Source organism: Bacillus sp. GZB (assembly GCF_001975995.1).
Lineage (GTDB): Bacteria > Bacillota > Bacilli > Bacillales > Bacillaceae > Bacillus > Bacillus velezensis.
In genome coordinates, this window is sequence record NZ_MTQG01000016.1 from 266,235 (window position 1) to 281,955 (window position 15,721).

At 47.3% G+C, this 15,721-nt stretch carries 18 protein-coding genes and 1 other RNA gene; 2 read left to right on the forward strand and 17 right to left on the reverse strand.

The window, feature by feature from the left end; genetic code table 11:
* Positions 1 to 106: 106 nt before the first annotated feature.
* From BXO87_RS07120 to BXO87_RS07160, 9 genes are read right to left on the reverse strand one after another with little or no spacing between them, the layout of a single operon-like run.
* Positions 107 to 1,435 carry an LLM class flavin-dependent oxidoreductase gene (locus tag BXO87_RS07120; RefSeq protein ID WP_038459840.1) on the reverse strand — a complete coding sequence of 443 codons (1,329 nt, stop codon included), beginning with the start codon at positions 1,433 to 1,435 and terminating at the stop codon, positions 107 to 109.
* Positions 1,432 to 1,719 (reverse strand): glutaredoxin family protein, encoded by a 288-nt coding sequence (locus BXO87_RS07125; RefSeq protein WP_032876487.1) that lies wholly within the window; start codon positions 1,717 to 1,719, stop codon positions 1,432 to 1,434. Before BXO87_RS07125 ends, BXO87_RS07120 begins: the two co-directional genes overlap by 4 nt.
* Positions 1,720 to 1,730: 11 nt before the next feature.
* Complete coding sequence (locus tag BXO87_RS07130; protein WP_038459841.1) at positions 1,731 to 2,738, reverse strand: LLM class flavin-dependent oxidoreductase; 1,008 nt, start codon at positions 2,736 to 2,738, stop codon at positions 1,731 to 1,733.
* The gene (locus tag BXO87_RS07135; RefSeq protein ID WP_038459843.1) at positions 2,735 to 3,514 is read right to left on the reverse strand and encodes an amino acid ABC transporter ATP-binding protein; all 780 of its coding nucleotides are present in this window, start codon (positions 3,512 to 3,514) and stop codon (positions 2,735 to 2,737) included. Before BXO87_RS07135 ends, BXO87_RS07130 begins: the two co-directional genes overlap by 4 nt.
* Positions 3,511 to 4,218 carry an amino acid ABC transporter permease gene (locus BXO87_RS07140; RefSeq protein WP_038459845.1) on the reverse strand — a complete coding sequence of 236 codons (708 nt, stop codon included), beginning with the start codon at positions 4,216 to 4,218 and terminating at the stop codon, positions 3,511 to 3,513. Before BXO87_RS07140 ends, BXO87_RS07135 begins: the two co-directional genes overlap by 4 nt.
* 15 nt (positions 4,219 to 4,233) lie before the next feature.
* A complete protein-coding gene (locus tag BXO87_RS07145; protein ID WP_007613792.1) occupies positions 4,234 to 4,956 on the reverse strand; it encodes an amino acid ABC transporter permease in 723 nt (240 codons plus the stop codon).
* A gap of 22 nt (positions 4,957 to 4,978) precedes the next feature.
* Positions 4,979 to 5,791, reverse strand: coding sequence for an amino acid ABC transporter substrate-binding protein (locus BXO87_RS07150; protein WP_038459847.1), 813 nt, complete (start codon positions 5,789 to 5,791; stop codon positions 4,979 to 4,981).
* Between the two features lie 25 nt (positions 5,792 to 5,816).
* Complete coding sequence (locus BXO87_RS07155; RefSeq protein WP_038459849.1) at positions 5,817 to 6,629, reverse strand: amino acid ABC transporter substrate-binding protein; 813 nt, start codon at positions 6,627 to 6,629, stop codon at positions 5,817 to 5,819.
* The gene (locus BXO87_RS07160; RefSeq protein ID WP_003151702.1) at positions 6,626 to 7,165 is read right to left on the reverse strand and encodes a GNAT family N-acetyltransferase; all 540 of its coding nucleotides are present in this window, start codon (positions 7,163 to 7,165) and stop codon (positions 6,626 to 6,628) included. Before BXO87_RS07160 ends, BXO87_RS07155 begins: the two co-directional genes overlap by 4 nt.
* A 150-nt stretch (positions 7,166 to 7,315) precedes the next feature.
* Here BXO87_RS07160 and BXO87_RS07165 point away from each other — a divergent pair, with 150 nt between their 5' ends.
* A complete protein-coding gene (locus tag BXO87_RS07165) occupies positions 7,316 to 8,206 on the forward strand; it encodes a LysR family transcriptional regulator (protein ID WP_038459851.1) in 891 nt (296 codons plus the stop codon).
* Between the two features lie 37 nt (positions 8,207 to 8,243).
* On the opposite strand, the gene BXO87_RS07170 is transcribed toward BXO87_RS07165, so the two are convergent.
* From BXO87_RS07170 to BXO87_RS20705, 3 genes are all read right to left on the reverse strand, one after another.
* Positions 8,244 to 9,038, reverse strand: a complete 795-nt coding sequence (locus BXO87_RS07170) for an SDR family NAD(P)-dependent oxidoreductase (RefSeq protein ID WP_038459853.1) — start codon at positions 9,036 to 9,038, stop codon at positions 8,244 to 8,246.
* A 114-nt stretch (positions 9,039 to 9,152) separates the two neighbouring features.
* Positions 9,153 to 9,458 (reverse strand): barstar family protein, encoded by a 306-nt coding sequence (locus BXO87_RS07175; RefSeq protein ID WP_038459855.1) that lies wholly within the window; start codon positions 9,456 to 9,458, stop codon positions 9,153 to 9,155.
* A gap of 18 nt (positions 9,459 to 9,476) precedes the next feature.
* Positions 9,477 to 10,994 carry a ribonuclease domain-containing protein gene (locus BXO87_RS20705; RefSeq protein WP_108654971.1) on the reverse strand — a complete coding sequence of 506 codons (1,518 nt, stop codon included), beginning with the start codon at positions 10,992 to 10,994 and terminating at the stop codon, positions 9,477 to 9,479.
* 469 nt (positions 10,995 to 11,463) lie between these two features.
* Between BXO87_RS20705 and BXO87_RS20990 the strand changes: the two genes are divergently transcribed.
* A complete protein-coding gene (locus tag BXO87_RS20990; protein ID WP_228842217.1) occupies positions 11,464 to 11,583 on the forward strand; it encodes a site-specific integrase in 120 nt (39 codons plus the stop codon).
* Between the two features lie 6 nt (positions 11,584 to 11,589).
* Here BXO87_RS20990 and BXO87_RS20995 read toward each other — a convergent pair whose 3' ends face one another.
* The 5 genes from BXO87_RS20995 to rnr all read right to left on the reverse strand — a co-directional run bounded on the left by BXO87_RS20995 (position 11,590) and on the right by rnr (position 15,710).
* The gene (locus tag BXO87_RS20995; RefSeq protein WP_236824406.1) at positions 11,590 to 11,742 is read right to left on the reverse strand and encodes a hypothetical protein; all 153 of its coding nucleotides are present in this window, start codon (positions 11,740 to 11,742) and stop codon (positions 11,590 to 11,592) included.
* Between the two features lie 114 nt (positions 11,743 to 11,856).
* Positions 11,857 to 12,162: a barstar family protein gene (locus tag BXO87_RS07190; RefSeq protein WP_038459857.1), complete on the reverse strand. Its 306-nt coding sequence runs from the start codon at positions 12,160 to 12,162 to the stop codon at positions 11,857 to 11,859.
* 74 nt (positions 12,163 to 12,236) lie between these two features.
* Positions 12,237 to 12,599, reverse strand: a transfer-messenger RNA (tmRNA) gene (gene ssrA / locus BXO87_RS07195).
* A 167-nt stretch (positions 12,600 to 12,766) separates the two neighbouring features.
* Positions 12,767 to 13,237, reverse strand: a complete 471-nt coding sequence (gene smpB / locus BXO87_RS07200; RefSeq protein WP_003151688.1) for an SsrA-binding protein — start codon at positions 13,235 to 13,237, stop codon at positions 12,767 to 12,769.
* Positions 13,238 to 13,376: 139 nt separating this feature from the next.
* Positions 13,377 to 15,710, reverse strand: a complete 2,334-nt coding sequence (gene rnr, locus BXO87_RS07205) for a ribonuclease R (RefSeq protein WP_021494134.1) — start codon at positions 15,708 to 15,710, stop codon at positions 13,377 to 13,379.
* Positions 15,711 to 15,721: the final 11 nt, after the last annotated feature.

The window sequence follows — 15,721 nt, forward strand, 5'->3', positions numbered from 1 at the left end:
AGTTACAAAAAAATCATTTAGCAACAATAATATCTTGAAATCAGTATATTTTTTTAAAAAAGGTTGTAATGACGGGAATGGCAAGCAGCAGAAAAAGCAGAAACATTTAGTTTCTGCTCAAAATCGGATTGGGTCTGCAGGCCGGAATATCCAATCCGAGATTCCCCCGCAGTGTATCGGCCGGATAGCTTTTTCGGTACAGCCCCTTTTCCTGAAGGATCGGTATAACTTGATCCACAAAGGCTTCAAGCATGCCGGGGATGTCAGAGTGAATGATAAACCCGTCCGCCGCTTCCCGCTGAAACCATGTTTCAATTAATGACGCCACACGTTCCGGTGTCCCGATAAAGTTGGTTCGCGGAAACGCGGCTTCGCGCGCCACTTGACGCAGCGTAAGATTCCGGGTTTTCGCCTCTCTTTTGATACGGTCTGTCGTGCTTTGAAACGCGTTTTTCCCGACGTCGCCCAAATCAGGAAACGGCTCATCCAGCGGAAAACGGCTCAGATCATAATCGTCAAAAAATCTGGCCACATATTTAACAGCGTTCTCTATGGGAATCAGCTCGGCGAATTCTTGGTATTTCGCTTCCGCTTCTTCCTGTGAGCCGGCTATAATCGGACTGATTCCCGGAAAAATCCGCAGCTTGGAAGCGTCCCGGCCGTAATCCGCCGCCCGCTTCTTCACATCATCATAAAAAGCCTTCGTTTCCTCAAGTGAATTGGAGTGCGTAAAGACTGCATCTGCATTCCTCGCGGCAAACGACCGGCCGGTTTCTGAAGACCCCGCTTGGAAAACGACCGGCTCTCCCTGTTTGGACCGGCCGATATTCAGCGGGCCCTCCACTTGAAAATACTCGCCTTTGTGATACAGGCGATGCAGTTTGTCAGGGTCAAAAAACTGCCCGGTTTCTTTGTTGCGGACGAAGGCATCTTCTTCCCAGGAATTCCACAGACCGCGCACCACGTCCACATGTTCCTGGGCGATGGCGTAGCGCCGGCTGTGGTCGGGAAGGCTTTCTTTGCTGTGATTGCGCGCGGCTCCCGCCTGCGGAGAGGTGACGAGATTCCAGCCCGCCCGGCCGCCGCTGATATGGTCAAGAGACATCAGCTGTCTTGCGATGGTGAACGGCTCAGTGAACGATGTGGAAAATGTGCCGATTAAACCAAGATGGGTTGTAGAGGCGGCAAGCGCCGATAAAATGGTGATCGGCTCAAACCGATTTAAGAAATGCGGGATGGACTTTTCAGAAATGAACAAGCCGTCCGCAATAAAAGCAAAGCTGAACAGCCCTCTTTCAGCAGTCTGCGCTTTTTGCCTGTAAAACGCCGCATTCGTGCTTGCTGTCGGATCGGCGTCGGGATGACGCCAGCCGTCTGTTGTGCCGCCGACACCGTGAATCATGGCTCCGAATTGAATAAGATCCGTCCGGCTCATTTTCTCTCCCCCTTTTTCCCCTCGTAATCGGCAAGCGCCCGTTCTACATGTTCAATGCCGACTTGAGTAACGGCCTGATACGCACGGCTGTCACCGCTGCCGATTTCAACGACGGGGACATGACGGATGCCGTACTTCGTCTGCAGCACGTCACGCAATTCATCCCGTTCTGTCACATCAATTGTTTCGTATGCCACGGCGTTTTCCCGCAAATATCCTTTCACTTCATCGCAATAGGAGCAGCCCTGTTTGCTCCAGACCACTACGTTTACTTCATGACTCATGTTCATCCCTCCTATAATTGTGGAGCCGGCTGCACCGCTTCGCTTAACAGCCGGTAAGACAATCGTTTTTCCTCAGCGTTTTTGATAGGCGACAGAATCACAAAATCAGTAATGCTGTATTGAACGGATAATCGTCGCAGCTCGGCGGCAGTCTCTTCTTTTGTCCCGGCAATCACACCCGTCTTTTGTGTAATCAGCGTATATGGCTGCGTGACTTGTTCAAGAAACGCTTCCGCTTGTTCCCGGGAACCGACATTCACCTTTTTGCCGTCTTCGAGAATGATTTTGACCGATTCACGCGATACCACGTGTTTTTCCGCTTCTGCTTTTGTATGCGCGGTAAAGACCATCGGCGCAAGGTGAAATTCCGCCTTCGCCCCTTTCGGCAGATGCTCGTCAAAGGCATGGCGCGCTTTTTCTAACGCAGCCTCTTCACCGTTTATGAAATAGGCGAAAACGAAGGAAATGCCGAGTTTGGCCGCGGATATCGCGCTTTCCGCGCTGCCGCCGAGCAAAAAGAGGTCAGGCGCATACTCAGTATGCGGCGCCGGCCGCAATGACGCGTAGCGATGCGAGTCCGGAAAATCATTTCGGATGAAATGAGTCAGCTCCTCAAGCTTTTCTTCAAATAAACGGGCGGGCTGGATAAGCTCCCGCTGCAGCGCATCGGTTGACAGCTGAAATCCGCCGGGCGCTTTGCCGACACCAAGCGCCACACGGCCGGGAGCAAGGGCGGACAGAACCCGGAACTGCTCCGCCACTTTATAGGGACTGTAATGCTGCAGCATCACCCCGCCGGATGCGAGACGGATTTTTTTCGTACTTGCGGCAAGATACCCCAGGACAATTTCCGGCGCTGATCCCGCTATCTCTTCATTGTTATGATGCTCCGCCGCCCAGAAACGGTCATATCCGTATTGTTCGGCCTCCTGAGCCAATTTCACCGTTTGCCGCAAGGCTTCTTCTGCGGTTTGGTTTTCCGCGGTGACACTTTGGTCTAAAATGCTTAAACGAATCATACGACAGGCTCCTTTATGCGCTCTTTTATGTCATAACCGTAATCAGGCAGCACGCGGCGGAGGAACTTCTTCGTTCTATCTTTTTTCGTCTTGTAAAAGACTTCCTCAGGCGTTCCTTGTTCCACGATTGCTCCTTCATCCATAAACACAATTCGGTCGGACACTCTTCTGGCGAATTCCATCTCATGTGTGATAATGATCATGGTGGCGCCGGTCCGCACAATGTTAAGCATCACCTCGAGCACCTCGCCGACAAGCTCCGGATCGAGGGCTGCGGTCGGTTCGTCAAACAGCATGACATCAGGATGAATAGCAAGCGCCCGGGCAATCCCGACCCGCTGCTTTTGGCCTCCCGACAGTTGATTCGGATAGGCGTGCAATTTATCTTGAAGCCCCACCTTGGCCAGTTCCCGCTCGGCAATGGCGTACGCATCTGGTTTTTTCATTTTCCTTGCGACCGTCAGGCCTTCCATGACATTTTGAATCGCCGTTTTATGCGAAAACAAATGATATTGCTGAAAAACCATCGCCGTCTGTTTCCTCAGTCTGAGAATGTCTTTTTTGGCAGGCTTTTTGCAGTTAATGACTTCACCGTGCAGCGAAATGGCGCCCTCATCCGGCCGCTCAAGTAAATTAAGGCAGCGCAGAAAAGTGGTTTTCCCGGAACCGCTCGGGCCGATGATGGTCACGACTTCTCCTTTCCGGACACTTAAATTGATCCCCTTTAACACGTGATGACTGCCAAAATGTTTTTGAATGTTTCGGATTTCGATCATAATGCGCCTCCTTGATATCTGGCTGCCCTTTTTTCCGCCAGACTGTTTACAGCTTCGAGAATCAGCGTTAATCCCCAATAAATCACGGCCGCCCCGATAAATGCTTCCAGAAACGCATAGTTATCGGATGCCGCAATCGTCGCCGTTCCTGTAATTTCAGGCACCGCAACAATGGCCGCGATGGAAGTGGTATGCAAAAAGCCGATGCCTATATTGGTGAAGTTCGGGAGAGATATCATGAACGCCTGCGGCAGAACCACGCGCCGAATCATCTGTCCCCGCGTCAGGCCGATTGAATATGCCGCCTCCGCCTGCCCCGTATCGACGGCCATGATCCCGGATCGGAGAATTTCCGTCATATAAGCGCCTGCCGTTAATGACAGTGCCATGATGACAAACACGGCGACCGGAATCTGATTGGCCGACCAGCCGAGATGAAACGCGCGGCTGAATTGATCGGCAATCAGCGGAACCCCTAAATAAATCAGCATGATATGGAGAATCGCCGGGGTGCTGCGGAAAAAAGACACATAAAACGCTGAGCAGGCCAGCAGCCATTTGATGCGGAATATACGCACCGTGATATTGCCGAGAGCTATGAAAAATCCGGCAATAAGCGGAATGACCGTCATCGCCAATGTAAGCGGAACGGTTTTCACCATTTGTTTTATCGCAGTGCCGATAAATGGAATGTCCAGCTCCACTGTTCTCCCTCCTTTTCAGCCGTGCGCGCTCATGTCAAAAACCGTCACAAGGCGCGTCTCATCTTTCTTGATTCGTTTTTCGGCCCATCTGAAGACACATTCAAATAAAAGGGCGGCCGCATAATACAGAACAGAAAGCGAGATATACACTTCTAAAGAATGATTGCTCGATGTAATCAAGGTCTGTCCTCTGCCCGACATATCCATCACCCCGATCGAAAAAGCGAGTGATGTATCTTTTAAGAAACCGATCACCATATTCCCGATGTTGGGAAAGGCCTGCACAAGCGCCTGCGGCAGAATGATGCGCCGGAATGTCTGCCCCCCGTTCAGCCCGATGCTGAACGCCGCCTCCGCCTGCCCGCGGTCGACGCTGTTCACACCTCCCCTGATGATTTCCGCCGCTCTTGCCGCGCTGCTCAGCGCGTACGTGGCGATTGCCGCATACAAAGGGTCCATTTTGGAGGTATCAATTCCGGCGAGCGCCGTGAGCGCCGGAATACCGTAAAATACAATGAACAGCTGCACCATGATGGGCGTTCCTCTGAAAAAAGAGATATACAGCTTCGCAAACTGATTCAAAACGGGAATGCGATAGATCCGGGGCAGCGCCAAAAGCAGCCCCAATAGAAAGCCGAACAGCAAAGACACCGCCAATATATACAGCGTGACGGGCAAATACCCGAGCAATGTCGGCACAAAGGATGAGATCATACTGATATCAAACGCTTTTTCCATTGCCGATCCCTCTCTTTTTCACTTAATATTGCTCCTTTGAATAATCCGCGCCGAGCCACTTTTCACTCAGCTTTTTAAGCGTGCCGTCATCAATGATTTCCTGCAGGGCTTTATCAATGTCATCGCTCAGCGTTTGTTCATTTTTGTTAAACATAAAGAACACTTTGGCATTTGACAGCACCCCGCCGACCGTTTTTTCTTTGATCGCGCTCGTTTTGTTTTGGAAATCGACGGCAAACGGTGTTGAAATCGTCGCATCGGCGCGGCCGGATTTCAGCTGATTGGCCGCATCGTTGGAGCCTTGGCCGGCATAAGCGATTTCAAACGAACTGCCGTGTTTTTCATTCCATTTCTTCAGCACAAGCGCACCGTTTGACGTCGGGCTTGTAATGACCCGCTTTCCTTTCAAGTCCTCAATGCCGTGAATGTTCCCGTTTTCTTGAAGCACCGTGATTTTCAGCGGGAAGTTGTTATACGCGACTTGATTGAACAGAAATTTTTTCTCCCGTTCAGCGCTTTTCTCCATTTGATGGGCTACGATATCGACTTTATGCTGGCTGAGGCTGACAAGCAGGTTGGAGAAATCCATCGTTTTAAAGGTGAAACGATAGTCCGGCAGGCGCCTGTCAAGCTCTTTCACCAGCTCAACGTCGTAGCCCGTCAATTTGCCTTTATCATCAATAAAGCAAATATTGGGAAATTGAGTGCCGGTGCCGACCGTGATGTTCTTCACGTTTTTCTGATTGCCTGCTGCCGCCTCTCCGCCCGCGCCGCAGGCTGATAACGCCGCCGTTGCGGCAATTGTTAATGACATGACCGCCAGTCTTATTTTCATGTGATCGCCCCGTTTTCTGCTTCAGTTATTTCGTGAAACTTGATTTTGAATAATCCGCGCCGAGCCATTTTTCACTCAGCCTTTTCAATGTGCCGTCCTTCTCCAGCTTTTGAATCGCCCGATCTGTATCGTCCGCCAGGGTTTGGCTGTTTTTATTGAACATAAAATACACCTCGGTATCCAGCAGCACATCACCGACCGTCTTTTGTTTGAACGCGTGCGTCTTATTTTGAAATTCGACGGCAAACGGCGTGGATACGGTGGCGTCAGCGCGTCCTGTCTCCATTTGGTTTGCTGTATCATTGCTGCCCTGCCCGGCGTATTTCAAATGTATTGGGCTGCCGTGGGTTTTGTTGTATGCCGTCATATAATCCGCCGCGTTTGACGTCGCGCCGACGATGACGGTTTTCCCTTTTAAATCCCGGAGCGTGTGTATCGCGTCATTATCCGCCTTCACCGTGATGTACATCGGCGAGTAGTTATACGGGATTTTGTGATACAAAAAGCGTTTCTCCCTTTCCTTATTTTTCGCCATATTGTGCGCGATCATGTCAATTTTCCGGTTTGCAAGACTTGTAAGCAGATTCGAAAAATCCATCGTCTTAAAGACAAATTTGTATTGCGGCAGCTGTTTATCAATGGCTTTCATCACTTCAATGTCATAGCCGGTCAGCTCGCCTTTTTCATCCATAAAAGCAATGTTCGGAAAATCAGTTCCCGTGCCGACAATGACGGTCTGCACGCCGCTCCCCGCTTTTGTGCTTTCTCCTTGCCCGCACCCGGCCAGCACGCCGAGCAGCAGAAGCAGACAGCCGGCTCTGATCCGTTTTTTTATCATTGCGCCCAGCTCGGTGTGCCTAATAGCGACGCGTCAAACCGCTCCGGTATGAGCACCTTTCTCATCATGACTCCGATGTCTCCGTCTTTCTCCTGCTCAAAATACACTTCATACCCCCTCCGTCTGTACATATCCACAAGCCAGGGATGCTTGCGCGCCGAAGTGCCGAGCGTGATGGCCGGGGCCTTCAGCGTATCCCGCAGCACGTGTTCCTCCACATAAGTCAAAAGTTTGCTGCCGATGCCCTGCCCCTTCAGCTCAGGAAGCGTCGCAAACCACCAGACAAACGGATATTTTGACGGAGGCGTGTCACTCTCCCACGGAAAACGGATCGTAATGGTTGAAAGAAGCCGTCCGTCCCGTTCAAGCACGACGGCTGAATGATTTTCAATATTTTCTGTTACCATATCGATGTCGGCCCGCGCCGACGGCCAGTCAATCTCCAAATTGCGGATCGGCTGAAACGCGCTGTACAGCAGCTCTAAAAACTCCGGCGCATCCTTTTTCTCAGCCAATCGAAATATGTCTTCACTCATTCCGGTCACTCTCCCCGCAAAATATATAATTCCAATTTGTTTACTAAGCTTTGATTGTTTATACTATAAAGCAAACTGATTTATTTGACTAATCAAAAAAAGTAAAGGAAAGATTCAAGAAAATTAATGAACAGCCGGGAGGGGATTTCGTTGGAATTACGCACCATTAAAACGTTTCATACGATCGTACAGTCAGGCAGCTTTTATAAGGCCGCCGAAATTCTGAACTACTCACAGCCGACGATTTCAATGCGGATTAAACAGCTGGAACAGGATGTAGGCGCGCAGCTGTTTGAACGGGGAAAGAAGCTGAAGCTGACAAGGGCGGGGCGGCTGTTTCATGAGCGGGCCGGGCAGCTTCTCGCGCAATACGAGGTGCTTGACCATACTCTGGCCGATATCAGACAGGGCCAGGCCGGCCTTATTCAGATCGGCATATCCGAACCGACGGCAAGCCTGATCTTCCCTGCCGTACTGCGGGGTTTCTTACATGATTATCCTGACATGTCGGTCAATGTCAGCGTGGACGATGCCAATACATGCAGCCGCAAACTGTTGGAGGGTGCCATTGATTTTGCCGTATGCGGCGAGCCGGAGCTGATTCTGGAAAATTATTTCGATCCGTTTTTCCATGACTCGCTCAATGTCATCGTGTCAGACAGACATCCCCTTGCCGCCAAAGCAAGCATTAATCTCGAGGATTTAGAAAATGAATGTCTGATTTTTACGCCCGCCAATTGCCCGATCCGGATTCAAATTGAACAGCACCTGCAGCGGGCCATCGGCAGCCGCTATCGAAAAATGGAGCTGACCAGCAGCATGGCTCACCAATACTATGTCAGGGAAAATATCGGCGTCTCAATCTTTACGGCGACGGCGCACTCAGAACCGATCGAGGGCACGAAGGTCATTCCGATCCATAACTTAACAATTTCTCCGCCGGTCGGGCTTTTGACAAACCAAAAAGAAGAGCATTTTGACTCCGCCACAAAAGATTTAATCAGCAGGATCATCAGCCGGTTTCAGCGTGATCCGCATTAAAAAAACCCCGCTTTACGGGGGTTTTTGTACGTTCATCTTATATAATGCTCCGCACCAGGCCGCCGTCGATCCGCAATGCAGATCCGTTAATGGCAGACGACAGCGGGCTGCTTAAAAAGGCGACAAAGTGAGCGATTTCTTCCGGACGGATCAACCGCTGAATGATGGACGTCGGACGATTCTCCTTCATAAATCGTTTCTCCGCCTCCGCCGCACTCAAGTTTTCACCGGGGTAAAGCGACTCGAGCATTGTTTCGACGCCCTCTGTTTTCGTGGAGCCGGGCATGACCGTATTCACCGTCACATTCGTCCCTTCCGTGAGCTCGGCCAGACTGCGTGACAGCGACAGCTGCGTTGTTTTCGTGGCGCTGTAATGGGCCATTTCCTGAGAAGGCATGACGGCCGCTTCACTCGCGATAAAAATCACCCGCCCTTCCTTCCGTTCAATCATCCGCTTTGCATACCGGCGTGTCAGCCGCACGCCGCTCATGATATTCACCTCGAAAAACCGGAGCCACTCTTCGTCAGGAATATCAAAGTATTCCGCAGGTTCAAAGATTCCTAAATTGTTGACGAGAATATCCACATCAGGGTACTGCTGAAAAATCGCGCCGCATCCTTCCGCCGTGCCTAAATCAAATGCGGCCGGATAGAGACGGGCATCCGGCGTCTGTTTCTCTAGTTCCCGGATCGTTTCGTTCACCTTTTCTTCACGGCGTCCGTTAATGATCACGGCAGCACCTTCTGCAATCAGCGAAGCCGCAATCGCCTTCCCGATGCCTGACGTAGATCCCGTCACAAGCGCCGTCTTCCCTTTCAACTGCAAATCCATCATCCATTCCTCCCTATCGCAAGTCTCTTCTTATATATGGACAGAAATCGAAAGCCTGAAACCTTCCGTCCCTATTATCGGATAGAAAAATGGATGAGGGGAAGTACGCACTTTTTAGTGCCTGTCCGTTGTCCCGGCTGACGGCTGATCGATTTGAATGAAAAATTCACCATCTAATTCTGCCTGAGCCTTTTTTAATATCCTTAATACATCATCAGCATCCGAACCCAATGCCTTTTGACTGGCCTCAAAATTCTTCCACACCAAAGTCAGCGGATATTCTATCCAGCCTGTCAGACAATCCCATAAGGCATTCAGATTTTCACCATAAAAGTCCGGGAAATCTAATTGATCTTTTAAGATTCGGTGTAATGCTTCTATATTTTTAAAATCGTTACCATCAATAACTACTTTTAACATCAATAAAGTCCTCCATTATTATTTTATTTTATGAAATGTTTTATAATGATTTGTTGTTTTGTAAATCAAACCATCATTCGAATAAAGCAGCCTGTCACTTCCCCTATACCCTTTAGTATAATTGATATCTGCTTCATGCCATACTCTATTTTTTGCTGCAGGCAAACGGTTGCCCTCGTTCTCAAATATATCTCCACCAATACTTTTCCCTGGTGCTACCTCTGCTAAATTTCCCTTTTTATTTTTCCACCCCAATTTTTTCGCTTCTGCTTTTGTAATGTAGTTATTCGGCAACTTACCATGTTTGGAAACATAATCAGCAACTTCACTGAAGCTATTCAGTACTTTATTAGCTTTAACACTATTCTCAACATATTTTGATGTTTTGTTAGCCTTTGATACGGTCCCCGCCAATTTTCCTGGAAGCTTAGTTAAATCTCCCCCTACTATACTTAATGCGGCTACTGTTCTATCAAAAGCGGATAGGTCATTTTGGGTAATCAGGTCTTTACCTGATATGGCTTCACTCCCACCTTTAATATTCGATAAAATTGGAATGAGGTCAGCAGTAACAGAGAACATACTTTTTGCATTTTTTAGGTTACCTGCATCATAATGAGAGATATTGTCTATATTAACTTCTATTTTCTTTATATTTTTTTGAGAATTCTCCAATTCCTTTGTTTTTTTATTTAGTTTATTTAATTTCGTAGTCGTTAAACCATCTGAAGAATAATAATGATAATTATAATTCACTTTAGTCTTACCTACAGCATCCAAGTTTTTATCCAGCTTATCAAGTGAATTATTCACATGTTTCATATTTTTGGATACTTGCGAAACTCCAGAATTAATCTGATCAACTGATTTGGTCATTTGCCTTATATTAGATTCAATAGCTTTAAGATTAGCATTCGTCTCGTCTGTTGCTTTATTAAGGCCGACAAGTGCATGATTCATTTGATCATAACCACGATTACACTGATCCATGGCTCCTTGCATATCATCTAAGTCCCTATTCATTTCATCTACTATTTTATTCATGTCATCAAGGTTTTTAACCCATCCGTCCATGGCTTTATTCATTTCGTTAACATTTTTTACTTCGCCATCAAGAATAACATTAATTTCATCCATAGCTTTATTACATTGATCTAATGCAGCAACTATTTCATCAATATCGTTACCAATTTCCTTCAAAGTCCGCACAAGAATTTTATAATCATCTACTGCTCTTTGTACTACAGGGATAACCTTAGTTCTTATTAATTTTTTTGCATTTTTAATTTCATTATCAATAATTTTTTTGACTGCTTTCTTTTTTGTTTCTACCCATTTTGTTTGTTTAGACTTATCTAATTTGTGATACTCTTCCTGAAGCTTTAAAAGCGTATTTAATGCTTTGTCTAAATCAGTAAGATCCTTCTTGTTCATTTCATTTGAAGCAGCAATTGCTTTTTCAGGCTTTATGTAATTCGGTAAATTAATCATTGAAAACATGAAAATAATTAGAATAGCAATTAAGATTTTTTTCACAAAAATGTCCTCCAGTTTCTATTATCAAAAATAAAAGTTAAATTTATAAGTTGAGTAAAGTACACTCCACCTTTCCTTTATATATATTTTTTTCAACAATTTAACTTAACAGTTATATCACCAAAATATAGTTTTTTCAACCTATAAAAACTTGTAATTATAAAGTTTTTACTTTCATTTAATTAATTTACTAATTATAAGGTAAGAAGTATGAGGATTATTTATCTAATTAGAAGGGAAGGTACACGAAAAAAACCGCAGCGCTGTCATATGCAGGCACTGCGGTTCTGAGTTATTATTGAGGCGGTGAAATTTATTTTAGTTATTAAAAAGGTATAAAAAAACGCTAAAAAGATAGCACAAGTTAAAAAACATAAATATAAAGTTTAATATTTTTTTATAAAGTATCGCAACAAGTACAATAGATAGACGATACGAGAAATATTTAAAGCTGTCTGGTGTCAAAAGAATCCTTATTCATGAATTTAGACGCTCTCACGCATCATATTTGATTCATAAAAGATGCAATCCTCTTGTCATTGCTCAGAGGCTAGGACATAAAAATGTGGTGAAAGCGTTAATCATGTAGTCACCTCTATCCCTCTGCCACAAAGGAAAAGGTTGAGCTTATGAACAAAGAAATTTTTAAAAAGTGTTGCCACTCTGTTATCGTCCATTGTTGAACCTTCCCGATGCCTGACGTAGATCCCGTCACAAGCGCCGTCTTCCCTTTCAACTGCAAATCCATCATCCATTCCTCCCTATCGCAAGTCTCTTCTTATATATGGACAGAAATCGAAAGCCTGAAACCTTCCGTCCCTATTATCGGATAGAAAAATGGATGAGGAAAAATACGCACTTTTTAGTGCCTGTCCGTTGTCCCGGCTGACGGCTGATCGATTTGAATGACAAACCGATTCCCTAACTCTTCTTGAGCCTCTTGAAACAGCTCCAAGACATCATCAGCATCCGAACCCAATGCCTTTTGACTGGCCTCAAAATTCTTCCACACCAAAGTCAGCGGAAATTCGATCCAGCCTGTCAGACAATCCCATAAGGCATTCAGATTTTCGCCATAAAAGTCCGGGAAATCTAATTGATCTTTTAAGATTCGGTGTAAAGCTTCTGTGCTGGTAACATCTTTTCCGTCTATGATGGCGATTTCCATTTACATTCACTCCTTTTTTTCGGCATGAAAAAACCGCAGTGCGTCATGTGACGGCACTGCGGTTCCTCTGTTATGTATGGAGACGGTGGGAGTCGAACCCACGTCCAGAAACATCGATTACTTAAGCGTCTACGAGCGTAGCCTGCATATTTCGTGTTTCACTCGTCTTCGTGCCTGCGGGCGGGCCTTCCGAGAGCTAGTCTGTCAGTCTCTTCTTACGTTCTCAGACGGGAACGCAAGCGTAGCCTACTTGGATGTGCTCTTCACGGACACATAGGCAATGTCAGGAAGAGCTCGCTGCGTTTATTAGGCAGCTAGTGCTAAGTTTTGGTTAAAACTTTTAGTTTTGCCAGTTATATTTAGGTGCGTGTTAACGAGATCGCCTCTCGGCTCGCAGCTCAAGCTCGATCCATCCCTGTCGAATCCGTAACGTCCCCTTGTTAAGGGTATACGGGAGATCTATCAAGCTCTTGCTCAACTGGCTGTACTGTTATTATATCATGATCACAGACAAATTCAATTGGGAATGTCTTCAATAAACAGCCTGTGAATCTGATGTGTGAATAGTATAGCATAGGGCAGTCATCACATCAAGGCTCATGCATCAGAAGCCTTTTTGTCTGTCTCTGAACGCTCTTTCGATTTCTCTTTTGGCGTCTTTTCGTTTTAAATCTTCGCGTTTATCGTATGTTTTCTTCCCTTTTCCGAGGCCGATTAACACTTTGGCGAAGCCGTTTTTCAAATACAGCTTCAGCGGCACGAGGGAATAGCCTTTCTCTTTCGTCAGGCCGATCAGCTTATTGATTTCTTTCCGGTGCATCAAAAGCTTTCTCGTCCGGAGCGGGTCGTGGTTATAGCGGTTTCCCTGCTCGTACGGGCTGATGTGCATGTTGTGGAGGAACACTTCGCCGCGCTCGATTTTCGCAAAGGAATCCTTCATGTTTACGCGGCCGGCGCGGATGGACTTAATCTCTGTTCCCTGCAGCACGATGCCTGTTTCATAGGTTTCTTCTATAAAGTAATCATGGTTTGCTTTTTTGTTTTGCGATAATACTTTGCCTGATCCTTTTGGCATGCCTTATCCTCCTCTCTCCGCAAAAACCGTTCATGTGTGCGATACGCTTTATTTTAGCAAAAGGAGCGTTCCGCGACAATGAAAATGCGGCTTGCGAAAGAAAGCAAACAGAGCATTTTGCCCCATTTGCTTTTCGCATTTACTTCTTCTTTTTGCGTTTTTGTTTCGGCGCGTTTTGGAAACCGCGTTTTTTCTTTTTCTTCTTCGGTTTTGTAAACCATTCCCCTTTTTCCTCCGATTTCGGCGGTGAAGCCGGGGTATTGCTGTTTAACACGCGTTTCCGCGCCGGTCTGCCTCGTTTTCTGCGGTCGCCTGTCGTTTCTCTCGGACGGCGGGTGCCTTTCATGCCGACAATTTCAAAGTCGATGTTTCTCTCATCTTTATTGACGTCGACGACTTTGACCGTGATTTCGTCTCCGATGCGGTAAACGTTGCCCGTGCGTTCACCGATCATGGCGAAATGCTGCTCGTCAAAACGGTAATAATCATCCGTCATAAAGCTGACGTGCACAAGCCCTTCAATCGTATTCGGCAGCTCGACAAACATTCCGAAATTCGTGACGGAACTGATCATGCCGTCAAATTCCTCGCCGATTTTATCAAGCATATATTCGGCTTTTTTCAGATCGTCCGTTTCCCGCTCTGCATCAACGGCGCGACGTTCCATCGTTGACGTATGATCAGCGATTTCCGGAAGGCGTTCGGCCCACTTTTCTTGAGTCGCTTCGTCCGATTGTCCGTTGATCAAATACGTTCTGATCAGCCTGTGAACGATTAAGTCAGGATAGCGGCGGATCGGCGATGTGAAGTGCGTATAAAATTCAGTCGCCAGCCCGAAATGGCCCAGGCTTTGCGGGTCGTATTTCGCCTGCTTCATGGAACGGAGCATGACGGTTGAAATCACCGTTTCTTCCGGACGGTCCCGCACTTCGTCAAGAATGCTTTGCAGCGCGCGCGGATGAATGTCTCCGGCTTTTCCTTTGACGATATAACCGAATGTCGTGACGAACTCCAAGAACTTTTGCAGTTTTTCGGCGTTCGGCTCTTCGTGAATCCGGTAAATAAACGGCACGTTCATCCAATGGAAGTGCTCGGCCACCGTTTCGTTTGCCACAAGCATGAATTCTTCAATCAGCTTTTCCGCTACTGAGCGCTCTCTGATGACGACGTCTTTAACGGCGCCTTCCTCATCGACGAGCACCTTCGCCTCTTTGAAATCAAAATCCACGGCGCCGCGGTCCATCCGTTTCGCCCGGAGAATTTCCGCCAGACGTTCCATGTCTTTAAACATCGGGACGAGCGGCTCATATCTTTCTTTCAGCTCGGCGTCGTCTTCTGTGAGGATCCGGTTGACATCTGAATAGGTCATTCTTTCCGTCGTTTTGATGACGCTTTGGAAGATCTCGTGCTCTGTCACCTGTCCCTGCTGGTTGATTGTCATTTCGCAGGAAAGCGTCAGCCGGTCGACCTTCGGATTTAAAGAACAGATTCCGTTAGACAGTCTGTGCGGAATCATCGGAATGACCCGGTCAACCAAGTACACGCTTGTCCCTCTTTCCAGCGCTTCTTTGTCAATCGGGGAATTCTCCGTGACGTAATGGCTGACGTCGGCAATATGAACGCCGAGCTTGTAGCTGCCGTTATCAAGCTTTGTTACAGTGACGGCGTCATCCAGATCCTTCGCATCGGCGCCGTCAATGGTGACAATGACCTGATCGCGGAGATCACGGCGGTCTTTGATGTCTTTTTCATCGATGGTATCGGGCGTGCTTGTTGCCTGCTCCATCACTTCAGCCGGAAAATCTCCCGGCAGGCCGTGCTTATGGATGATGGATAAAATATCGATGCCCGGATCATTTTTATGGCCGAGTATTTCAACGATTTCTCCTTCGGCGTTCATTCTGCCTTCAGGGTAGCTTGTCAGTTTGACGACGACTTTATGGCCTTCCGCAGCGCCGTTATTGGCATGTTTCGGAATAAAAATATCACTCGTGATTTTCTTATCATCCGGGATGACAAAGCCGAAGCTTTTCGTTTCTGTGTATGTGCCCACGACGCGGTCGATGCTTCTTTCCAAGATGCGGATGACCGTGCCTTCCTGTCTCGATCCGCTTGACTGGGAATTGAGCCGCACCATGACGATATCGCCGTTCATGGCCGTATTCAGCTCATTCGGCGGAATAAACACATCGCTTAAAGAGGTATCCTCCGGCAATAGAAACGCGAATCCTTTCGCATGCGCGGAAATTTTTCCTTTTACTAAATTCATTTTTTCCGGAAGTCCGTAGCGGTTGCTTCTGGTGCGGACGATCTGTCCCGTCTCCTCGAGCGCCACCAGCGCTTTTACCAGCTCTTTAAATTCATCTGCTTCCGTGATGTTCAGCATCTCCTCGAGTTCCTGAACGGTAAGGGGCTTGTACGCCTCTTCCTTCATAAACGCGAGAAGACGGTCCATAAACGCTTCTTTTTCCATTATTCGACCTC

Coding starts and splice junctions, on each gene's coding strand:
- BXO87_RS20995 (WP_236824406.1), bottom strand. CDS start 11,742: ATGGATTTGCAGTTGAAAGGGAAGACGGCGCTTGTGACGGGATCTACG.
- BXO87_RS07145 (WP_007613792.1), bottom strand. CDS start 4,956: ATGGAAAAAGCGTTTGATATCAGTATGATCTCATCCTTTGTGCCGACA.
- BXO87_RS07155 (WP_038459849.1), bottom strand. CDS start 6,629: ATGATAAAAAAACGGATCAGAGCCGGCTGTCTGCTTCTGCTGCTCGGC.
- BXO87_RS07190 (WP_038459857.1), bottom strand. CDS start 12,162: ATGGAAATCGCCATCATAGACGGAAAAGATGTTACCAGCACAGAAGCT.
- BXO87_RS07130 (WP_038459841.1), bottom strand. CDS start 2,738: ATGATTCGTTTAAGCATTTTAGACCAAAGTGTCACCGCGGAAAACCAA.
- BXO87_RS07175 (WP_038459855.1), bottom strand. CDS start 9,458: ATGTTAAAAGTAGTTATTGATGGTAACGATTTTAAAAATATAGAAGCA.
- BXO87_RS07160 (WP_003151702.1), bottom strand. CDS start 7,165: ATGAGTGAAGACATATTTCGATTGGCTGAGAAAAAGGATGCGCCGGAG.
- BXO87_RS07170 (WP_038459853.1), bottom strand. CDS start 9,038: ATGGATTTGCAGTTGAAAGGGAAGACGGCGCTTGTGACGGGATCTACG.
- BXO87_RS07150 (WP_038459847.1), bottom strand. CDS start 5,791: ATGAAAATAAGACTGGCGGTCATGTCATTAACAATTGCCGCAACGGCG.
- BXO87_RS07125 (WP_032876487.1), bottom strand. CDS start 1,719: ATGAGTCATGAAGTAAACGTAGTGGTCTGGAGCAAACAGGGCTGCTCC.
- BXO87_RS07120 (WP_038459840.1), bottom strand. CDS start 1,435: ATGAGCCGGACGGATCTTATTCAATTCGGAGCCATGATTCACGGTGTC.
- smpB (WP_003151688.1), bottom strand. CDS start 13,237: ATGCCAAAAGGATCAGGCAAAGTATTATCGCAAAACAAAAAAGCAAAC.
- BXO87_RS07135 (WP_038459843.1), bottom strand. CDS start 3,514: ATGATCGAAATCCGAAACATTCAAAAACATTTTGGCAGTCATCACGTG.
- rnr (WP_021494134.1), bottom strand. CDS start 15,710: ATGGAAAAAGAAGCGTTTATGGACCGTCTTCTCGCGTTTATGAAGGAA.